This is a genomic window from Streptomyces ficellus (assembly GCF_030406405.1).
In the GTDB taxonomy this organism is placed as follows: Bacteria; Actinomycetota; Actinomycetes; order Streptomycetales; family Streptomycetaceae; genus Streptomyces; species Streptomyces ficellus_B.
In genome coordinates, this window is sequence record NZ_JAUEPL010000037.1 from 33,896 (window position 1) to 51,905 (window position 18,010).

13 protein-coding genes and 1 riboswitch are annotated in these 18,010 nt (G+C 72.7%); of the genes, 6 read left to right on the forward strand and 7 right to left on the reverse strand.

The window, feature by feature from the left end:
* Positions 1-14 precede the first annotated feature (14 nt).
* The 4 genes from QWM81_RS22170 to QWM81_RS22185 form a co-directional block, all read right to left on the reverse strand.
* Entirely contained in the window at positions 15-1,172 is a 1,158-nt protein-coding gene (locus QWM81_RS22170) for a VWA domain-containing protein (protein ID WP_290114002.1), read from the reverse strand.
* Positions 1,169-3,772, reverse strand: a complete 2,604-nt coding sequence (locus tag QWM81_RS22175) for a DUF5682 family protein (protein ID WP_290114003.1) — start codon at positions 3,770-3,772, stop codon at positions 1,169-1,171. The genes QWM81_RS22170 and QWM81_RS22175 overlap by 4 nt, the downstream gene beginning before the upstream one ends.
* Entirely contained in the window at positions 3,769-4,890 is a 1,122-nt protein-coding gene (locus tag QWM81_RS22180) for an ATP-binding protein (RefSeq protein WP_290114004.1), read from the reverse strand. Before QWM81_RS22180 ends, QWM81_RS22175 begins: the two co-directional genes overlap by 4 nt.
* 121 nt (positions 4,891-5,011) lie before the next feature.
* A complete protein-coding gene (locus QWM81_RS22185) occupies positions 5,012-5,434 on the reverse strand; it encodes an MmpS family transport accessory protein (RefSeq protein ID WP_290114005.1) in 423 nt (140 codons plus the stop codon).
* 131 nt (positions 5,435-5,565) lie between these two features.
* On the opposite strand from QWM81_RS22185, the gene QWM81_RS22190 reads away from it, so the two are divergent.
* Together QWM81_RS22190 and QWM81_RS22195 are read left to right on the forward strand one after the other, a co-directional pair.
* Positions 5,566-6,918 carry an SWIM zinc finger family protein gene (locus QWM81_RS22190; protein WP_290114006.1) on the forward strand — a complete coding sequence of 451 codons (1,353 nt, stop codon included), beginning with the start codon at positions 5,566-5,568 and terminating at the stop codon, positions 6,916-6,918.
* A 15-nt stretch (positions 6,919-6,933) separates the two neighbouring features.
* The gene (locus QWM81_RS22195; RefSeq protein ID WP_290114007.1) at positions 6,934-8,526 is read left to right on the forward strand and encodes a DUF5691 domain-containing protein; all 1,593 of its coding nucleotides are present in this window, start codon (positions 6,934-6,936) and stop codon (positions 8,524-8,526) included.
* Between the two features lie 454 nt (positions 8,527-8,980).
* Here the strand turns inward: QWM81_RS22195 and icmB are convergent, their stop codons facing one another.
* Positions 8,981-9,394, reverse strand: coding sequence for a coenzyme B12-dependent isobutyryl CoA mutase small subunit (icmB, locus tag QWM81_RS22200; RefSeq protein ID WP_290114008.1), 414 nt, complete (start codon positions 9,392-9,394; stop codon positions 8,981-8,983).
* Between the two features lie 334 nt (positions 9,395-9,728).
* Here icmB and QWM81_RS22205 point away from each other — a divergent pair, with 334 nt between their 5' ends.
* Positions 9,729-10,550: an alpha/beta hydrolase gene (locus QWM81_RS22205; RefSeq protein WP_290114009.1), complete on the forward strand. Its 822-nt coding sequence runs from the start codon at positions 9,729-9,731 to the stop codon at positions 10,548-10,550.
* A 228-nt stretch (positions 10,551-10,778) separates the two neighbouring features.
* A complete protein-coding gene (locus QWM81_RS22210) occupies positions 10,779-12,173 on the forward strand; it encodes a peptidoglycan DD-metalloendopeptidase family protein (RefSeq protein ID WP_290114010.1) in 1,395 nt (464 codons plus the stop codon).
* A gap of 85 nt (positions 12,174-12,258) precedes the next feature.
* On the opposite strand, the gene pcrA is transcribed toward QWM81_RS22210, so the two are convergent.
* A complete protein-coding gene (gene pcrA, locus QWM81_RS22215; RefSeq protein ID WP_290114011.1) occupies positions 12,259-14,715 on the reverse strand; it encodes a DNA helicase PcrA in 2,457 nt (818 codons plus the stop codon).
* Positions 14,716-14,914: 199 nt separating this feature from the next.
* Positions 14,915-15,078: riboswitch (cyclic di-AMP (ydaO/yuaA leader) on the forward strand.
* On the opposite strand from pcrA, the gene QWM81_RS22220 reads away from it, so the two are divergent.
* The gene (locus QWM81_RS22220; RefSeq protein WP_290114013.1) at positions 15,077-16,249 is read left to right on the forward strand and encodes a C40 family peptidase; all 1,173 of its coding nucleotides are present in this window, start codon (positions 15,077-15,079) and stop codon (positions 16,247-16,249) included. (Overlaps the previous riboswitch by 2 nt.)
* A 68-nt stretch (positions 16,250-16,317) precedes the next feature.
* Here QWM81_RS22220 and QWM81_RS22225 read toward each other — a convergent pair whose 3' ends face one another.
* On the reverse strand, positions 16,318-16,671 hold the full coding sequence (locus QWM81_RS22225; RefSeq protein WP_290114014.1) for a hypothetical protein: 354 nt from the start codon (positions 16,669-16,671) through the stop codon (positions 16,318-16,320).
* A 278-nt stretch (positions 16,672-16,949) separates the two neighbouring features.
* Between QWM81_RS22225 and QWM81_RS22230 the strand changes: the two genes are divergently transcribed.
* Positions 16,950-18,008, forward strand: a complete 1,059-nt coding sequence (locus QWM81_RS22230) for a C40 family peptidase (protein ID WP_290114015.1) — start codon at positions 16,950-16,952, stop codon at positions 18,006-18,008.
* Positions 18,009-18,010 lie beyond the last annotated feature (2 nt).

Consider the following 18,010-nt stretch of genomic DNA (forward strand, 5'->3'; position numbering starts at 1 on the left):
GCGCAAGTCCTGTGTTACTGATGAGTCGCCATGTCCGGTATGGGCAGTGGCCTCTTCTCGATCGCCGCCGCCATCACCTCGGGGAACAACTCCGGGGTGCAGGCGAACGCCGGCGCGCCCAACGCGGCCAGTGCGGCCGCGTGTTGGCGGTCGTACGCCGGCGCTCCCTCGTCGGACAGCGCGAGCAGCGCCACGAACTGCACGCCCGACGCTTTCATCGCGGCCACCCGCTTCAGCATCTCGTCGCGTATCCCGCCCTCGTAGAGGTCGCTGATGAGTACGACGACGGTGTCGGCCGGGCGCGTGATCTGCGACTGGCAGTAGGCCAGCGCCCTGTTGATGTCCGTCCCGCCGCCGAGCTGGGTGCCGAAGAGGACGTCGACGGGGTCGTCCAGTTGGTCGGTGAGGTCGACAACGGCCGTGTCGAAGACCACCAGCCGAGTCGCGATGGACCGCATGGAGGCCAGCACGGCCCCGAACACCGAGGCGTACACGACGGACGCCGCCATCGAACCGGACTGGTCGATGCACAGCACCACGTCCTTCTTCACGGACTGCGCCGCCCGCCCGTAACCGATGAGCCGCTCGGGCACGATCGTGCGGTACTCCGGAAGGTAGTTCTTGAGGTTCGCCCGGATGGTGCGGTTCCAGTCGATGTCCCGATGGCGTGGCCGGCTGATGCGCGCGCTGCGGTCCAGCGCGCCGGTGAGGGTGGCGCGGGTGCGCGTGGCGAGCCGCTTCTCCAGGTCCTCGACGACCTTGCGTACGACGGCCCGTGCCGTTTCCTTCGTCGTCTCGGGCATCGCCTTGTTGAGCGAGAGCAGCGTCCCGACGAGGTGGACGTCCGCCTCGACCGCCTCCAGCATCTCGGGCTCCAGCAGCAGCGCCGACAGCCCCAGCCGGTCGATCGCGTCGCGCTGCATGACCTGCACGACGGAACTGGGGAAGTACGTGCGGATGTCGCCGAGCCAGCGGGCGACGGACGGCGCCGACGCGCCGAGTCCCGCCGAACGGTCCCGCCCGGCCCTGCCGTGGCCTCTGCTTTCGCTGTACAGCGCGTCGAGGGTCGCGTCCATGGCGGCGTCGGTTCCGGCGAGCGCGCAGCCGGTCCCGTCGGCCGCTCCCCCGCCGAGCACCAGGCGCCAGCGCCGCAGCCGCTCATCCTCACTCATCGTCCCGCCCCCACAAGGTCGTTGTCTTCCTCTCCGCCGCCCTGGTCCCCGCTGCCCAGGTCCCTGGCGCCCTGGTCCCTGGCGCCCTCGTCTCCGCCGCCCTGGTCCCTGCCGCCTGCATACCTGTCGCGCTGGTTCACGCCGCCCTGACCCATGGCGCCCGGGTCTCCGCCACCCGCTTCCCTGCCGCCCTCGTTCACGGCGCCCTGGCCCATGGCGCCCGCGTCCCCACCGTCCTCGTCCCCGCTGTCCTGGTTCATGCCCAGCAGCATCCGCACCAGCGGCAGTACCCCGTCCGCACGTGCCTCGTCCAGGCCGGCCCCGAATCCCGGCACTGCGGCCTCCGCGCGCGCCGGGCCCCCGTTCGCTGCCGGACCACGCCGGACGAGCTCGCCCAGCGTGCGCCTCACGCCGGGTTCGTACGCCGAGAACGTGCGCCGCAGCAGCGGCAGCACATCGGTGAACGCCTCCGCCGGCACGCCGGTGAGCCATGCGTCGACCAGCCCGAGCAGCCGCTCGTCGTGGACGAGCAGCATCCCGCCGCCGGGGTTGCCCGGCCCTCCGCCGACGAAGCCCTCGATCCAGGCGGCCGCATCGGCGGGCGGCGTGCCGGGTGAGAGGGCGAGCCCCATCAGCCGCGCGGCCTCGTCCTCCGCGAGCCGACCGTCGTCCAGCAGCAGCCGGGCGGCCCGCCCGCGTATGACGCCGGGCACGCTGTCTCGCGCGGGCAGCTTGCGCAGCACGGCGGCCCAGTGGCCGGTGACGTCCTCGGCGTCGGGCAGCAGCCGGATCGCGGTGTGGACGGCGTCGAGGTGGCCGCGCATCTCGGCGGCGCCGTCCGCGTCCAGACCCGTGCACGCCGGCGGCAGGCCGACGCATATCCGCAGGGCGAGCCCGGTGGCGACCTCACCGAGCGCGGCCGTGTCCGTGGAGCGTACGTCGCCGTACCGCAGGGAGCGGGCCAGCGCGGGCAGGGCCTGGGCGAGGTGGCCGACGTCCGCGTCCAGGGCGGCCCGGTCGGCGAGGGCCTTCATCACCGCGGGCAGCGCGTCGGACAGCCCGGCCAGCAGGCACCGTTCGGCGAGGGCGGTGACCTCGGCGAGCGCGGTCGCCGAGGCGGCCTCGGACTCGGCCTTCGCGGTGGCGGCCGCGAGCACGGTGGTGCCCCAGACACCGGCTTCGGCGACCCGTACGTGCAGTTCCGGCTCCCAGCGCAGCCGCCAGCTCTCCCGGAAGGTGCCGGTGCCGGCGCGCCCGGCGGCCGGTTCGCCCCAGCCGACGCCGAGCAGCCGCAGCCGGTGCAGCAGGCGGCTGCGCGCGGCGTCGTTCTCCTTGCGCAGGTCCAGGTCGATGTCCCGCTCCAGCGCCTCGGGTTTGAGGCGCAAGGTGCGCTGGAGCCGGGTCAGGTCGCGCTGCAGGGGCACGGCGGGCGCGTCCTCGGGTACCTCGCCGAGGACGTCGCCGATGATCAGGCGGTCCCTGATGAGCCGCAGCGGCACGTCGGAGCCCTCGCACATCACCGCCCGTACCGCGTCGATCGTCTCGGTCAGCCCCGCGAGCGGACGCCCGCGCATGGTGGCGAGTGTCCCGGCCAGCCGTACGGCCTCGATCACATGGGCGGAGGAGACGATCCGGTCCTCGTCGCGCAGGAGTCCGGCGACCTTGGTCAGCCACCGCTCGACGGGCCGGTCGGGTACGGCGAACAGATGCCCGTACCAGCCGGGCGAGTCGATGCCCGCGCCGTACCCGCTGTGCCGGGCGAGCCGCCGGTGGGTCCAGGGCACCCAGGTGATCTCCGTCTTCACCTTGGGCAGGCCCTTGAGGAGGCTCCGGTCGGCGGTGGCGGTGGTCTTCGCGGCCAGCGCGGGTACGTGCCAGGCCCCGCAGACGACGGCCACGCCGTCTCCGTACTCCTTGCGTGCGGCGCGCAGTTGGAGGCGCATGTACGCCTCGCGGATCAGGTCCCGGTCGGGGCCCCCGTGCCCGTACGTCTCGCGCAGCGCGGCCATGGCCTCGGCGAGACCGGTGAACACGGCGATCGGGTCGTGGCCGTCGCCGCCCGGCGGTCCGTTGGGGGCGCTTCCGGTGCCGCGGTGCTCGATGACGTCCTCCCACCAGCGTTCCGGGTCGTCGTACCCGGCGGTCTCGGCGAGCACGGCGATGGGGTCGATCCGCAGTCCGTGGCGCATCTCGTCCGGTTCGCCGGCGTCCGCCTCCTCGCCTTCGCCGTCCTCCCAGGTGGGGTCCTTCGCCATGGCGAGCGTGTGGGTGGCGGGCAGGTCGATGAAGCGCACGGCGGCGCCGTGGTCGAGCGCCCAGCGAAGGGCGACCCACTCGGGGGAGAACTCGGCCATCGGCCAGAAGGCGGCGCGCCCGGGGTCGTCCACGGCGTGGGCGAGCAGCGCGACCGGCGGGCTCATCCGCTCGTCGGCGGCGAGCGGGAGGAGCGCGTCCCCTTCGGGCGGGCCCTCGATCAGCACGGCCGGGGGCTTGGCGGCGTCGAGCGCGGCCCGCACGGCGCGGGCCGAGCCGGGGCCGTGGTGGCGTACGCCGAGCAACAGGGGCGCGGTGAGCGCCGTGGGGGCCGTGGGTGCCGTCATGCCGACACCTCCCGGCAGGCGCGGTAGAAGTCCTTCCAGCCGTCCCGCTCGCGCACCACCGTTTCCAGATACTCCTGCCAGATGACGCGATCGGCCGCCGGGTCGCGGACGACCGCACCGAGGATGCCGGCAGCCACGTCACCGGGGCGCAGCACACCGTCGCCGAAATGCGCCGCGAGCGCGAGGCCGTTGGTGACGACGGAGATCGCCTCGGCCGTGGAGAGCGTCCCGGAGGGGGACTTGAGCTTGGTGCGGCCGTCGGTGGTGACGCCGTCGCGCAGCTCGCGGAAGACGGTGACGACCCGGCGGATCTCGTCGACGCCCTCGGGCGCGGCGGGCAGATCGAGCGACCGCCCTATCTGGTCGACGCGCCGGGAGACGATGTCGACCTCGGCTTCCGGTGTCGCTGGCAGCGGGAGCACGACCGTGTTGAAGCGGCGGCGCAGCGCGCTCGACAGGTCGTTGACGCCTCGGTCGCGGTCGTTGGCGGTGGCGATGAGGTTGAATCCCCGTACCGCCTGAACTTCTTGGCCGAGCTCCGGGATGGGCAGCGTCTTCTCGGACAGGATCGTGATCAGCGTGTCCTGCACGTCGGCGGGGATACGGGTGAGCTCCTCGACACGGGCGGTCATACCGTCCGACATGGCCCGCATGACGGGGCTCGGCACGAGGGCGTCACGGCTGGGGCCGTGGGCGAGCAGCTGGGCGTAGTTCCATCCGTACCGGATGGCTTCCTCGGGGGTGCCGGCGGTGCCCTGGACCAGAAGGGTCGAGTCCCCGCTGACCGCGGCGGCGAGGTGCTCCGACACCCATGTCTTGGCAGTGCCGGGGACGCCGAGCAGGAGCAGGGCGCGGTCGGTGGCGAGGGTGGTGACGGCGACTTCGACGATCCGGCGCGGCCCCACGTACTTCGGTGTGATCACGGTGCCGTCGGGCAGCGTGCCGCCGAGCAGATAGGTGGCGACGGCCCACGGCGACAGCCGCCAGCGGGCCGGGCGCGGCCGGTCGTCGGCCGCGGCGAGTGCGCTGAGTTCATGTGCGAACGCGTCCTCGGCGTGCGGCCGCAGGGCCTCGTCGCGGGCTGCTTCGGTAGCTTCGGCGGTTGCGGGCACAGTCATGGGTCCCCCTCCTGATCGTGTGCGACCGGGTGTGGGAACCACCGTGCACCATGCCACTGACAATCGGCCGTTTCCGCAGCTCAGAGGCGAAAACGGCCGATGTGTCAGAGGAGTTGGCGGGTCAGCCGGCGACCGGGGAGACCGCGATGCAGCCGGCAGCGGCGGCCAGGCCCTTGCCGGACTTCTCCTCGATGACCTTGCCCTGATAGATGATTTTGCAGGCGACCTCGGCCCCGGTGGCGTCGGCCGCCACCGGGATGACACCGGGCGGCAGGATGCCCCGGAGCTTCACGGTCTTCTTCCACGGCAGCGTGGGCTTCTGCACCGTCTCGATCTTCGGCTTCGCCGGCTCGCCGCCGTCGACGTGGTAGTCGATCGAGTCGACGCCCTTGCCCGTGACCTCGTAGGTGACCTCGTACTGCTCGTTCACTTCCTTCTCGACCTGCTTGGTCGCCTCGTCGGTGATCTGGGAACAGGCGCCGAGACCGAGCGCGAGCCCGCCGGCGACGAGTGCGGAAGCGATGGAGCGGCTGATGCGGTTCATGCTGACCCCCCGTAAGAGTTGACTGCGTCACAGGCAGAAAACAGTAAGGGGACGGCAGGGTCAACCGTTGGCTTCCCGGCGAATCCCCTGGTCACGGCCGATTGTCAGTGGTGGCACCTACCGTCGTTCCCATGAATCAGCAGGGGGTGCGCTGGACGGCGGAACAGGTGCTGGCCCTGGCTCCTGACGACGCCTCACGCAGAGCGGGAAGCAGACTCGGTGCGGCCGGACCGTGGTCGGGCGGCGGCAGTGATGGCACGGGGGCCCTCTGGGGGCTGTGCAAGGGCAGCGGAAGCAGGCCGTACCAGACGATCGTCGACACCACGGGCCCCGCCTACAAATGCAGTTGCCCGAGCCGGAAGTTTCCGTGCAAACACGCGCTGGGGCTGCTGCTGCTCTGGGCGGCGGACGAGGGCGCCGTGCGCCGCTCCGACGTGCCGGAGTGGGCCGGGCAGTGGCTGGAGGGCCGGCGCGCACGCGCGGCCGGGAAAGAGGGAGGGGACGCGGGCGGCGGACCGCCCACGACAAGCGCCGATCCGGAAGGGGCGCGGCGCCGGGCGGAGCAGCGGGCGGCGCGCATCACCGCCGGAGCCGAGGAGTTGGAGCAGCGGCTGGCGGATCTGCTGCGCGGCGGGCTGGCCTCCGCCGACCGGTCGGGGTACGGGCTGTGGGAGGAGACCGCGGCCCGGATGGTCGACGCGCAGGCGCCCGGTCTGGCCGGCCGGGTCAGGGACCTGGGGGCGATACCGGGCTCGGGGCCCGGCTGGCCGGTGCGGCTGCTGGAGGAATGCGCGCTGACGCATCTGCTCGACCGCGCGTGGCTGGGCATCGAGCGGCTACCCGGCCCGCTGGCCGTGACGGTCCGCACGCGGGTCGGGCTGACGGTGCCCGCCGATGGCCCGGCCGTGCGCGACCGCTGGTCGGTCCTTGCCCAGTACGACACCTCGGACGGCAAGCTGACCACGCGCCGCGTCTGGCTGTACGGGCGCGACAGCGGGCGAACAGCACTGCTGCTCTCCTTCGGCGCGGCGGGCAGGGCTCCCCAACTGGCCCTTCCCGTGGGGGTGGCCATCGACGCGGACGTCACGCCGTACCCGGGCGCCGGACAACTGCGGGCCGAGCTGGGCACCCAGTTCTCGCCGCCGGTCCCCCACGAGGCACCGCCGCCGGGCGGGTCCGTGACCGACGCGGCGGCGGCCTACGGGCTGGCCCTGCGGGACGACCCGTGGCTGGACTCCTGGCCGGTGACGCTCAGCGGCGTCATACCCGTGCCGGGCCAGGACGGCGGCTGGCAGGTCGCCGACGCGGACGGCGGCCACGCGCTGCCGCTCTCCCCCGCAGCGCTCGCCCGGCCCGGCCTGTGGCGGCTGACCGCGCTGTCCGGGGGCGGGCCCGTGACGGTGTTCGGCGAGTGCGGGCACCGAGGCTTCACCCCGCTGACCGCCTGGTCCGCGGAGACGCCCGAGACGGTCGCGCTGACCTGACGCAGGGAGGATTCGATGACCACCACGACCTGGGAAGACCTGGTCACCTCGGCGCTGCTGGGCACCGACCGCCGCACACCGGCCGCCGACGTCCTGGCGCCCGGCGAGGACGCGCCGGTCGCCCTGCTGGACGCCGCCGCGCTGCACACCGTACGGCGCAGGGCGGGCCTCGTGCCGGCGCCCGCCGCCCCCTTGCCCGAACCGGCACCGCACGACGACCGGCCGCCGCTTCCCGAGGCGGCCCGGCGCCGGCTGGGGCGGCTGCTCGCGGACCGTTCCGGTGCAGCCTCCGGCGGCAGACGCGGCACCGCGCCCGACCTCACGGAGCTGCTCCCGCAGTGGCTGGCCGCCGCCAATGGGCACGGCTACCGGGCGCCGGCGTCCGTCCTGCCCGCGCTGCTGGACGCGGCACGGGCACGCACCGATCTGCGCCCGGCGGCGCTGGCGTTCGCCGGGCCCCGCGGGCTGTGGCTCGCCCGGTTCAATCCCGACTGGAAGTTCGCGCTGCGCGGCGCCTCATGCAGGACGGCGCTGCCCTCGCCGGACGACGAGGAGGCCGTGCGGCGCCTGTGGGAGGAGGGTCTGTTCGCCGAGCGGGTCGCCCTGCTCGGCGCCGTACGGTCCCACGATCCCGGCGCCGCGCTCGCCCTGCTCGCCTCGACCTGGTCCACCGAGCGGGCCGAGGACCGGCTGATGTTCCTGGACTCGCTGCGCGACGGGCTGTCCGACGTGGACGAACCCTTCCTGGAACAGGCCCTGGCCGACCGCAGCCGCAACGTCCGCTCCACCGCCGCCGAACTGCTGTCCGCGCTGCCGCACTCGGCGCTCGCCGGGCGCATGGCCGAGCGGGCGTCCACCTGCGTGGGCCTGGACCGTACGGGCGGGAACGCGGTGATCGTCGTCGAGGCACCGCACGAGTGCGACGCGGGCATGCAACGCGACGGTGTCCTGCCCAACCCGCCAACGGGGCGGGGGCAACGGTCCTGGTGGCTGGGCCAGTTGGTCGAATCGGCGCCACTCACCGTCTGGTCGTCGCGGCTGGGCGGACGTACACCGGAGGAAATCCTCGCGCTGCCGGTCGCGGACGACTGGCAGGGCGAACTGCACGCGGCGTGGTGCCGGGCGGCGGTCCGGCAGCGGGACGCCGCCTGGGCCCGCGTCCTGCTCGGCCCGCCGGCCACACCGCCGGCGACCGGCCCGGGCACGTCCTCGCTCGCCGAGCGGTCCCAGTTGCTGTCCATCCTGCCCGGGGGCGAACGCGCCGCCTGGGTCGCCGGCTTCATCGCGGCGCACGGGCTGTCGGAGGCGTTCCAGTTGCTCGGTGTCTGCGCGGTCCCGTGGGCCGAGCCGCTGGGCCGCGCGGTGATCGACGCGCTGGACATCGCCCGGGACGCGGGCAGCTACCCCTGGAGCTTCAGCGGGGTGATGGGCCTCGCGGAACGCTGCCTGGACCCCGAGGAGGCCGACCGCCTGGAGGTCCTGACAGCGGTCCCGGACGAACCGGAGGGCGCGTCGCCGGGGGCGGGCGGCTACTGGTCGGAAGCCTTCCAGCGGCTGGTGGCGACGCTGCGGCTCCGGGCGGCGATGCGGGCGGAACTGTCACCGTGACGCGCCGCGGGGGCGTGCGCCGGGCCTTGGTCACCGGCGAAGGGGGACGCGCAGTGGGTCGTGTTCTGGGCGTAAGCGAGCGAGCTTGCGAAGGAGAGCCCAGGACACGATCCCCGGAGCGGCCCCCAACGGCACGCGTCCACGCCCGGCCAACCCCGTCATGGACGCGGGGCGCCACGCACACGGGCCCGGCCGGACCGCCCCGCCGACGCGGCACAGGCCCACCCGGCACGACGCACCGGAAACGGGTCCCTCAGGCACCGACCCCACGCGGGCGCACCCGACACGCACACGGGCCCTCCCGACACCCGCACAGCGCCCGACGCCGAACCCACCCGGCACGGGCACCGACCCCACGCAAGCTCACCCAGCGCGAACGCGGGCGGCCCAGCGCCCCGGCGTTACACCTGGGCACCCCGCGCCCGGGGTTACGCCCCGGCGTTACGCCCTGCCGTTACGCCTCGGCGGAGACGCGGACGTTGGCGTTGACCCAGTCAACGATGGACGCCGTCGTCGCGCCGGGCGTGAAGATCTCGGCCACGCCCTTCTCCTTCAGCGGCGCGATGTCCGCCTCGGGGATGATGCCGCCGCCGAAGACCTTGATGTCCTCCGCGTCGCGCTCCTTCAGCAGCTCAAGGACCTTCGCGAAGAGCGTGTTGTGGGCGCCCGACAGGATCGACAGGCCGATCGCGTCCGCGTCCTCCTGGATCGCCGTGTCGACGATCTGTTCCGGCGTCTGGTGCAGGCCGGTGTAGATGACCTCCATACCGGCGTCACGCAGCGCCCGCGCGATCACCTTCGCGCCACGATCGTGGCCGTCGAGACCCGGCTTGGCCACCACCACGCGGATCGGACCGGTCACACCCATCAGTGCCTCCACATGCGTCCCCCGTACCTGTATGCCCGGGGAGGTGAACGAACGTTATCGACAGCATCCCGCAACCGGCCGTTTCGCGGTGGATAGCGAGGGGGAAATCACACGTGGGACATGTTCGCTCGGCGTCGTACCCCCATCAGGCGGCCCCATCCGGCCACAGGAGACCGGGACGATCGCCAGGGGAGCCGCAACGGGGTTGTCGTATCCACCGTGCCGCCAGCCGCGCGGCGCGGCGGTACGGCTCCGATCTCGCCCTCCGACACGGCGCCCCATAAGGGCGTACGGGGGACAGAGCGGTCCCTCGTGTGCCGTTCGGAGGTCGGCCATGAAGTTCCTGCTCCCCTGGAAGGCACTGCCGCTCCTTCCGTTACGGCTGTCCGTCACGCTGATCAAGGCCACCGCCCTGGAGTTCGCGATCCTCGCCGGCCATCTCCTCCTCTACCCCACCGGCATCGCCCCGGAACGCCGTCCCGCCACCACCGCCGATGTGCCGCTCCCCACCAGCGGCCGCCCCCACCCGCCGACCGTGCTCCTCCATGGCTTCGTGGACAACCGCTCCGTCTTCGTCCTGCTGCGCCGTTCCCTCGCCCGGCACGGCCGGCGCCACCTCGAGTCCCTCAACTACTCGCTGCTGACCTGCGACATCCGCGCCGCCGCCGAGCTGCTCGGCCGCCATGTGGAGGAGATCTGCGCCCGCACCGGACACCGGGAGGTCGACATCGTCGGGCACAGCCTCGGGGGGCTGATCGCGCGGTACTACGTCCAGCGGCTCGGCGGCGACCGCCGCGTCCGCACCCTGGTCACGCTCGGTACGCCCCACTCCGGTACGACCGTCGCGCCGCTCGCCGGCGCGCATCCGCTGGTGCGCCAGATGCGGCCGGGCTCTTCCGTGCTGCGGGAGTTGAGCGAGCCGGCGCCCCACTGCCGTACACGCTTCGTCAGCTTCTGGAGCGATCTGGACCAGGTGATGGTCCCGGTGGAGACGGCACGCATCGACCATCCGGACCTGATCGCGGAGAACATCCGCGTCACCGGCATCGGCCATCTCGCCCTGCCCGTGCACCCGGCGGTCGCGGCCGGCATCCGCCATGTGCTGGAGTCCGGAGGAGCAGCTGCCGGAACCTCCGGTTCCGCGTCCGTGGCCTGAATCAACGCAACGAAACTTCGAACAGTTCTCGAACGTAGGGCCAAAGCTGTGCCCACACTCCGCCGAAAGGCGGCCGAATGCCCGTTTCCCCCGGGCCTAAAACCCGCGGAAGATTGTCGCTTGCGCATACCGCCGGGTACAGTCGCGCCCACTGCTTTCCCCTCTGGGTGACCCCTCCTCGGGTTCCCGCCCAGATCTGGTCCTGCTGCCGAGGCGAGAGAGAAGTTGGTGAACGACCAGCACCCCCACGCCGGGTACGTCGGAGACGACGCCTATTCCACGGGTAGCTTCGACACCGGCAGCTTCGCCACCGATCCTCTCTTCGGGGCCCTTCCCGGCACGTACGAGACCGTCCGCGAGAGCGCCCACGGCACCGCCTACCAGACCGCCTCTTACGAAGGCGGTTACCCCGGCGGCTACGACGCAATCCACAGCGGTCAGTACGACACCACGCAGTGGACCGCCTCGACCCAGCAGTGGGACACCACCGGGTACGTCGAGTACTCCGAGTACACCGGGCAGTGGGACGCCAGCGCCTGGAGCGAGGCCGCCGCGCAGCCGGCGCAGGCGTACGACACGACCGGCCAGTGGGACACGGCCGCCACGGCGGCCTTCGACACCGGCGCCTACGACGCCACCGCCTGGAACATCGCCACCGCGCCCACCGAGACGTACGCCATCCCGGAGCAGTACGACTACGCGGCGGCCGCCGAGCCGGCCGACGACCCGCACGCGGACACCGACAACGAGGCCGGAGCCGAGGCCGGAGCCGAATCCGGTACCGACTCCCGCTCCGACACCGCGGCCGAGCCGGACGCCACGTCCCAGCCCGTGGTCCCCCGCCCCGTCCGCCGCTCCGGCGGAAGCGGCAGCCGCGGCCGCCGCCGCACCCCCGCCAAGCGTTCCGCGCTCCTCACCGTCGCCGTGCCGTCCGCCTGTGTGATGGGCGTGGCCGGTATCGCCGCCGCGTCCGTCAGCGGCCTCTCCGACAGCACCGGCGAGGCCAAGAGCGACGCCAAGGCGGTCACCGCCGCCGACCCGGCCTCCGTGCAACCGGTCGCCGCGAACAGCCAGCTCGACACCCAACTGGCCGCGCTCAGCGCCGACGCCCGCGACTTCGGCGACCGCGCCAGCCGCACCCAGGAGCGCATCGACCTCAAGGCGCGCCAGGAGGCGGAGCGCAAGAAGCGCGAGGAGGAGGCGGCACGCCGGGAGGCGATGCGCCCCAAGTTCGTCCTCCCCGTCAAGCTGCACCAGCTCAGCGCGTACTACGGGCAGGCGGGCGTCAACTGGATGTCCCTGCACACCGGTATCGACTTCCCCGTCCAGTACGGCACGCCCGTGATGGCCGCGACCGACGGCACCGTACGGACCCAGTGGAACAGCGCGTACGGGAACATGGCGATCGTCACCGCCAAGGACGGCACCGAGACCTGGTACTGCCACCTCAGCAGTACCAAGATCCGGTCCGGTGAGGTCAAGGCCGGCGACGTCATCGCGTACTCGGGCAACTCCGGCAACTCCACCGGACCGCACCTGCACTTCGAGGTACGGCCCGGCGGCGGCGCCGCGATCGACCCGCTGCCGTGGCTGCGCAGCCACGGCGTCAACCCGACCGGCTGACGACGCCTACAGCTTCTCGGCCGACCGCGGCTCCGCGACCGGCCTGGCCAGCCGGCTACAGCTCCGCGACCGACTGGCCAGCCGGCTACAGCTTCTCGACCGGCGCGTACCGCAGCAGCAGCCGCTTCGGCTTCTCGTCGCCGAAGTCGATCGTCGCCTGCGCGTCCGCGCCCACTCCCGTCACCGCCATGACGGTCCCGAGCCCGAACTGGTCGTGCGTCACCCGGTCCCCCACCGCCAGCGAGATCACCGGCTTGTCGGTCGTACGCCGCGTGGCGAAGCCCGCGGGGCCGGACCGGGAGCGGGAGGAGGAGAGCGAGGACGTGATGCCGGAGGTGGGGCCGGCCGGCTTGGCCATCGCGCCCGTGCGCTTCCACTCCAGGTGCTGGCCCGGGATCTCCTCCAGGAACCGCGACGGCGGGTTGTACGAGGGCTGTCCCCACGCGCTGCGCATCGACGACCGCGTCAGGTAGAGCCGTTCGCGGGCGCGGGTGATGCCCACGTACGCCAGGCGCCGCTCCTCCTCCAGCTCCTTGGTCTGGCCGAGGGCGCGCATGTGCGGGAAGACGCCGTCCTCCATGCCGGTCAGGAACACCACCGGGAACTCCAGGCCCTTGGCGGTGTGCAGCGTCATCAGCGTGATGACGCCGGAGCCCTCCTGGTCCTCGTCCGGGATCTGGTCGGAGTCGGCGACGAGGGCGACCTGTTCCAGGAACTCGGCCAGGGTGCCGGAATTCTCGCCACGCTCCTGCTCGAACTCCAGGGCCACGGCGGCGAGCTCCTGGAGGTTCTCGATGCGGGTCTCGTCCTGCGGGTCCGTGGAGGCCTGGAGCTCGGCGAGGTATCCGGTGCGCTCAAGGACGGCCTCCAGGACCACCGCCGGGCCGGCGCCCGACTCGGCGATCGTCCGCAGCTCGTCCATCAGCGTGTTGAACCGCTTCACGGCGTTGGCGGACCGGGCCGCCATGCCGTACGCCTCGTCGACGCGCCGCAGCGCCTGCGGGAAGGTGATCCTCTCGCGCAGCGCAAGGGCGTCGATCATCGCTTCGGCGCGCTCGCCGATGCCGCGCTTGGGCACGTTGAGGATGCGGCGCAGCGGGACGTTGTCCTCGGGGTTGGCCAGCACGCGCAGGTACGCGAGGACGTCGCGGACCTCCTTGCGCTCGTAGAAGCGGACACCGCCGACGACCTTGTACGGCAGGCCGACGCGGATGAAGATCTCCTCGAAGACACGGGACTGGGCGTTCGTCCGGTAGAAGACGGCGACGTCGCCGGCCTTCGCCTCGCCCGCGTCCGTCAGCCGGTCGATCTCGTCGGCGACGAACTGCGCCTCGTCGTGTTCGGTGTCGGCGACGTACCCGATGATGCGGGAGCCCGCGCCGGCGTTCGTCCACAGGTTCTTGGGGCGGCGGCTCTCGTTGCGCTCGATCACCGCGTTGGCGGCGGACAGGATGGTCTGCGTGGAGCGGTAGTTCTGCTCCAGCAGGATCGTCGTCGCGTCCGGGTAGTCCTCCTCGAACTGGAGGATGTTGCGGATGGTCGCGCCGCGGAAGGCGTAGATCGACTGGTCGGCGTCACCGACGACGCACAGCTCGGCCGGGGCCAGGTCGTCGTACCCCGTGCCCACCAGTTCGCGTACCAGGGTGTACTGGGCGTGGTTGGTGTCCTGGTACTCGTCGACGAGGACGTGCCGGAAGCGGCGGCGGTAGTGCTCGGCGACGTCCGGGAACGCCTGGAGCAGGTGGACCGTCGTCATGATGATGTCGTCGAAGTCCAGGGCGTTGGCCTCGCGCAGCCGCGCCTGGTACATCCGGTAGGCCTCGGCGAGGGTCTTCTCGAAACCGTCGACGGCCTGGTCGGCGAAGGTCTCCTCGTCGATCAGCTCGTTCTTCAGGTTGGAGATCTTGGCGCTGAAGGACTTCGGGGGGAACTTCTTGGGGTCGAGGTCCAGGTCGCGGCAGACCAGCGCCATGAGCCGCTTGGAGTCGGCGGCGTCGTAGATCGAGAACGACGACGTGAAGCCGAGCTTCTTGGACTCGCGGCGCAGGATGCGCACGCACGCGCTGTGGAAGGTCATCACCCACATGGCGTTGGCGCGCGGGCCGACGAGCTGTTCGACGCGCTCCTTCATCTCGCCGGCGGCCTTGTTGGTAAAGGTGATCGCCAGTATCTGGCCCGGGTGGACGTGCCGGGTGGCCAGCAGGTGGGCGATGCGGTGGGTGAGGACCCGGGTCTTGCCGGACCCGGCACCGGCCACGATGAGCAGCGGGGAGCCGGTGTGCGTGACGGCGGCGCGCTGCTGGTCGTTCAGTCCCTCCAGCAGCGCGGCGGGGTCCACGACGGTGCGCGGGGCGCCGTCGCGGTGGTAGGCGTCCCGGGCCGGGGGCACGTCGAACCGGTCCCCGAAGAGGTCGTGCGGGACCTCCTCCGCGGCCGGGGCGTGGTCCCCGAGGCCCTCGGAGTCCTCGGGCGGCGGCGGGGGCTCCTCGGAGGTGTGATTCCGGAGGTCCGCCAGGAAGCTGTCGTCAAAGAGGCTGCTCATCGCTTATCGAGTCTAGGCCGCCCCACTGACACCCGTGGACGAACGCGATTCGTCACGCTCCGTACGGACCCGGCGACATCACGCCAAGGTCACGGAAATGTATCGGGCATATCGAACATCATCCTTCACAGCACCACCACAGGTTGGCTAGCGTGCTCGCCCAAGCGGTCCGTTCTCTCATCGGCGAACCACGCCAATCGGATCGCCCACGCCGAATCCGCGCTGCCCCCGAGGCAGTTCGGGACCGGGGACCCACCAGGTACGACCGAGGTGAATCGGCCCGCGGCCCTCGGGCGCGGCCGTAGGGCACCTTCCGTTCCGCCCGAACCTGACAGACCCGGTAGGCGGTCCATGGAAGGAGATGCCGGCCTTGGCGTCGCATCGCAAGCCGCGCACGCGCACCATGCAGACCCTGCAAGCCCACTCGCCCGCCGTCGGGGTCACCACGGCCGCCGCCCTGGCCTCCGTCACGCTGCTGTCGTCACAGAGCGCGACCGCCGCGCCGGGTGACCCGGACCGCACGCCGACGGTCGAGGAGGTCCAGCGGAAGGTCGACGACCTCTACCGGCAGGCGGGTACGGCGACGCGGCAGTACAACAAGGCCCCGCAGGCCACCGGCGAGCAGCGGCGGGGGGCCGGCGCTCTCCCGGACGACGCCGCCCGCCGTACGGAGGCCCTGAACGACTCCCGCCGGGCGCTCGGCACCCACGCGGCCGCCCCGTACCGCTCCGGCGCGATGAGCCCGACCGCGGCGCTGGCCTTCGCGGACAGCCCGCCGCAGTCCTTCGCCGACCAGGCGATGCCGATGGACCGGCTCACGGACCGGCCCCACCAGGCGCTCACCGACCACCAGACGCGGCAGGCGCGGGCCGCCGAGCGGCGGGCGGAGGCGACGTGGAGCCCGGAGTCGCTCACCGCCTCCCAGGCCTCCCTCCGGGCCACCAAGCAGACCGTGCAGCGCAAGCTGGCCGAGGCGCGGGCCCTGCTGGCGCACCTGACGGCCGAGGAGCGGGAGCGGCTGGCCGAGCTGGAGCGCGAGCGGGCGGAGGAGGCCCGCCGCCGGGCGGAGGAGAAGGCGAAGACGGAAGCGGAGGAGGCCCACGCGCGCCACCGGCAACAACAACAGCAGCAGCACGGGCAGCAGGACCGGCAGGAGCAGCCGCCGCGGGACGACCGCGGGTACACCCCCGAGGCGGCCAAGGTGCTCGCCTTCGCCGAGGCCCAGATAGGCAAGCCGTACGTGTGGGGCGCGACCGGCCCGAGCTCGTACGACTGCTCGGGCCTCACCCAGGCCGCGTGGCGGGCGGCGGGCGTCGACCTCCCCCGTACCACCCGGGACCAGGCCAAGGCCGGCCCGCGCGTCGCCACGGAGGACCTGCGCCCCGGCGACCTGGTCTTCTTCTGCGACGAGATCAGCCACGTCGGGATCTACAAGGGCGACGGCAAGATGATCCACGCTCCCAATCCCGGTGCGAACGTCCGCGAGGAGTCCGTCCACTCCATGCCGATCCACAGCGGCGTACGCCCGGCCTGAGCCACTGGCGGGGGTACGGGGCAACGCGCAGCAGGTGGGCGAACTCGGGGGTGGGGGCGGTGCGGGGGTCAGGTCCAGAGCGTCGCGATGAAGATGTTGGCCACGGTCAGGCCGCCCACGGCTCCGAAGGCCGCCTTGTCCACCTTCTCCTCGTCGCGCTTGACGTAGACCAGGCCGAGGATGACGACCAGGATCGCGAGCTTCACGGCGATCTTGACGTTGTTCACGGCCTGGTCGTCGGCCTGGTTGAGGCCGACCAGGACCATGCCCGTGACGAGCATGGTCAGCGCGCCGTGCAGCATCGCGGGGCCGAAGCGGGCCGTGCCCTCACCCATCGCCTTCATCTGCGTCAGAAAGCCGCCCAACAGGGAGGCGATACCGATGATGTGCAGGGCGACGAAGACATTGATGAGTACGTCCATGGGCCGGAGCCTAGCCGGGGCCATAGCACCGGCCGGGCGCCGGGGTTGCCTCATTCGTCGCATCGGTCACCACTGATACGGAATGGAGGGTTCCGCGGGCGTCGTCCCGTACGGAATCCGTACCCGTGCCCTCACCTGCGGCCAATAACGGTCATGCCACCGCTCCGCCACGACCCCCGCGTTTAGCGTCCTCCCCCAGGTGCCCGGCCGGCCCTTCGGCCAGGGCACCCGGCCCCGTCCCCAGGGGCACGTCCGACGGGAAGGAAGTGACCGCCCTCGTGGCAGCGCACCGTAAGCCCAGACAGCGCCCGCTGAGCGGCTCGGCAGGCCGCACGGCCGCCACCCTCGCGCTCGCCGGGGCGGCGACCGCCACCGCCTTCCAGGGCTCCGGGCATGCCGAGCCGCACCGCGGCCCCGCCCAGGTCAGGGCCGAGGCCGACCGGCTGTACCGGGAGGCCGAGGTGGCCACCGAGAAGTACAACGGCGCCAAGGAGGAGGCCGACGAAGCCCGGGCGGCGCTGGACGCGCTGCGCGACGAGGCCGCCCGCCGCACCGCCCGCCTCAACACCACCCGCACCGCGCTCGGCTCCATCGCCACCGCCCAGTACCGGGCCGGCGGCCTCGACCCCGCCCTCCAACTGGCCCTCTCCGCCGACCCCGACACCTACCTCCGGGGCGCCGCGCTCGCCGAACGCGTGGGGGACCGGCAGGCCGGCGCCCTCACGGCCCTCCAGCGCCAGGTCACCGAACTGGCCCAGCTGCGCACCGAGGCCGCCGGCCGGCTGCGCGACCTGAGGGCCCGGCAGGCCGAACTGCGCCGCCACAAGGCCACCGTCCAGGACAGGATCGCCGCCGCCGAGAAGCTCCTCGACCGGCTCACGGCCCCCCAGCGCGCCGCGTACGACCGTCCCCCGGCTCCCCCGGCTCCCCCGGCTCCCGAGGCCCCCGCCCCGACTCCCGCCCGCACGACCGCCCCGGGCATGCCCGACTCCCGCGCCGCGCAGGCCGTTTCGTACGCGTACGGAGCCCTCGGCAAGCCGTACGTGTGGGGCGCCACCGGGCCGTCGGCGTTCGACTGCTCGGGGCTCACGCAGGCCGCGTGGCGCTCCGCCGGGGTGTCCCTGCCCCGGACGACCTACTCCCAGATCGGCGCCGGCCGGCGCGTGCCCCGCTCCGAGCTGGCCCCCGGCGACCTGGTGTTCTTCTACTCCGGCATCAGCCACGTCGGCCTCTACATCGGCGACGGCAAGATGATCCACGCCCCTCGCCCCGGCGCCCCCGTACGGATCGCGCCGATCGACCAGATGCCGTGGGCGGGCGCGACACGCGTGGGGTGACG

Excerpts from the sequence above, each read along its gene's own strand:
- QWM81_RS22180 (WP_290114004.1), bottom strand. The coding sequence starts at position 4,890 with ATGACTGTGCCCGCAACCGCCGAAGCTACCGAAGCAGCCCGCGACGAG.
- QWM81_RS22195 (WP_290114007.1), top strand. The coding sequence starts at position 6,934 with ATGACCACCACGACCTGGGAAGACCTGGTCACCTCGGCGCTGCTGGGC.
- QWM81_RS22190 (WP_290114006.1), top strand. The coding sequence starts at position 5,566 with ATGAATCAGCAGGGGGTGCGCTGGACGGCGGAACAGGTGCTGGCCCTG.
- pcrA (WP_290114011.1), bottom strand. The coding sequence starts at position 14,715 with ATGAGCAGCCTCTTTGACGACAGCTTCCTGGCGGACCTCCGGAATCAC.
- QWM81_RS22170 (WP_290114002.1), bottom strand. The coding sequence starts at position 1,172 with ATGAGTGAGGATGAGCGGCTGCGGCGCTGGCGCCTGGTGCTCGGCGGG.
- QWM81_RS22185 (WP_290114005.1), bottom strand. The coding sequence starts at position 5,434 with ATGAACCGCATCAGCCGCTCCATCGCTTCCGCACTCGTCGCCGGCGGG.
- icmB (WP_290114008.1), bottom strand. The coding sequence starts at position 9,394 with ATGGGTGTGACCGGTCCGATCCGCGTGGTGGTGGCCAAGCCGGGTCTC.
- QWM81_RS22175 (WP_290114003.1), bottom strand. The coding sequence starts at position 3,772 with ATGACGGCACCCACGGCCCCCACGGCGCTCACCGCGCCCCTGTTGCTC.
- QWM81_RS22205 (WP_290114009.1), top strand. The coding sequence starts at position 9,729 with ATGAAGTTCCTGCTCCCCTGGAAGGCACTGCCGCTCCTTCCGTTACGG.
- QWM81_RS22220 (WP_290114013.1), top strand. The coding sequence starts at position 15,077 with ATGCCGGCCTTGGCGTCGCATCGCAAGCCGCGCACGCGCACCATGCAG.
- QWM81_RS22225 (WP_290114014.1), bottom strand. The coding sequence starts at position 16,671 with ATGGACGTACTCATCAATGTCTTCGTCGCCCTGCACATCATCGGTATC.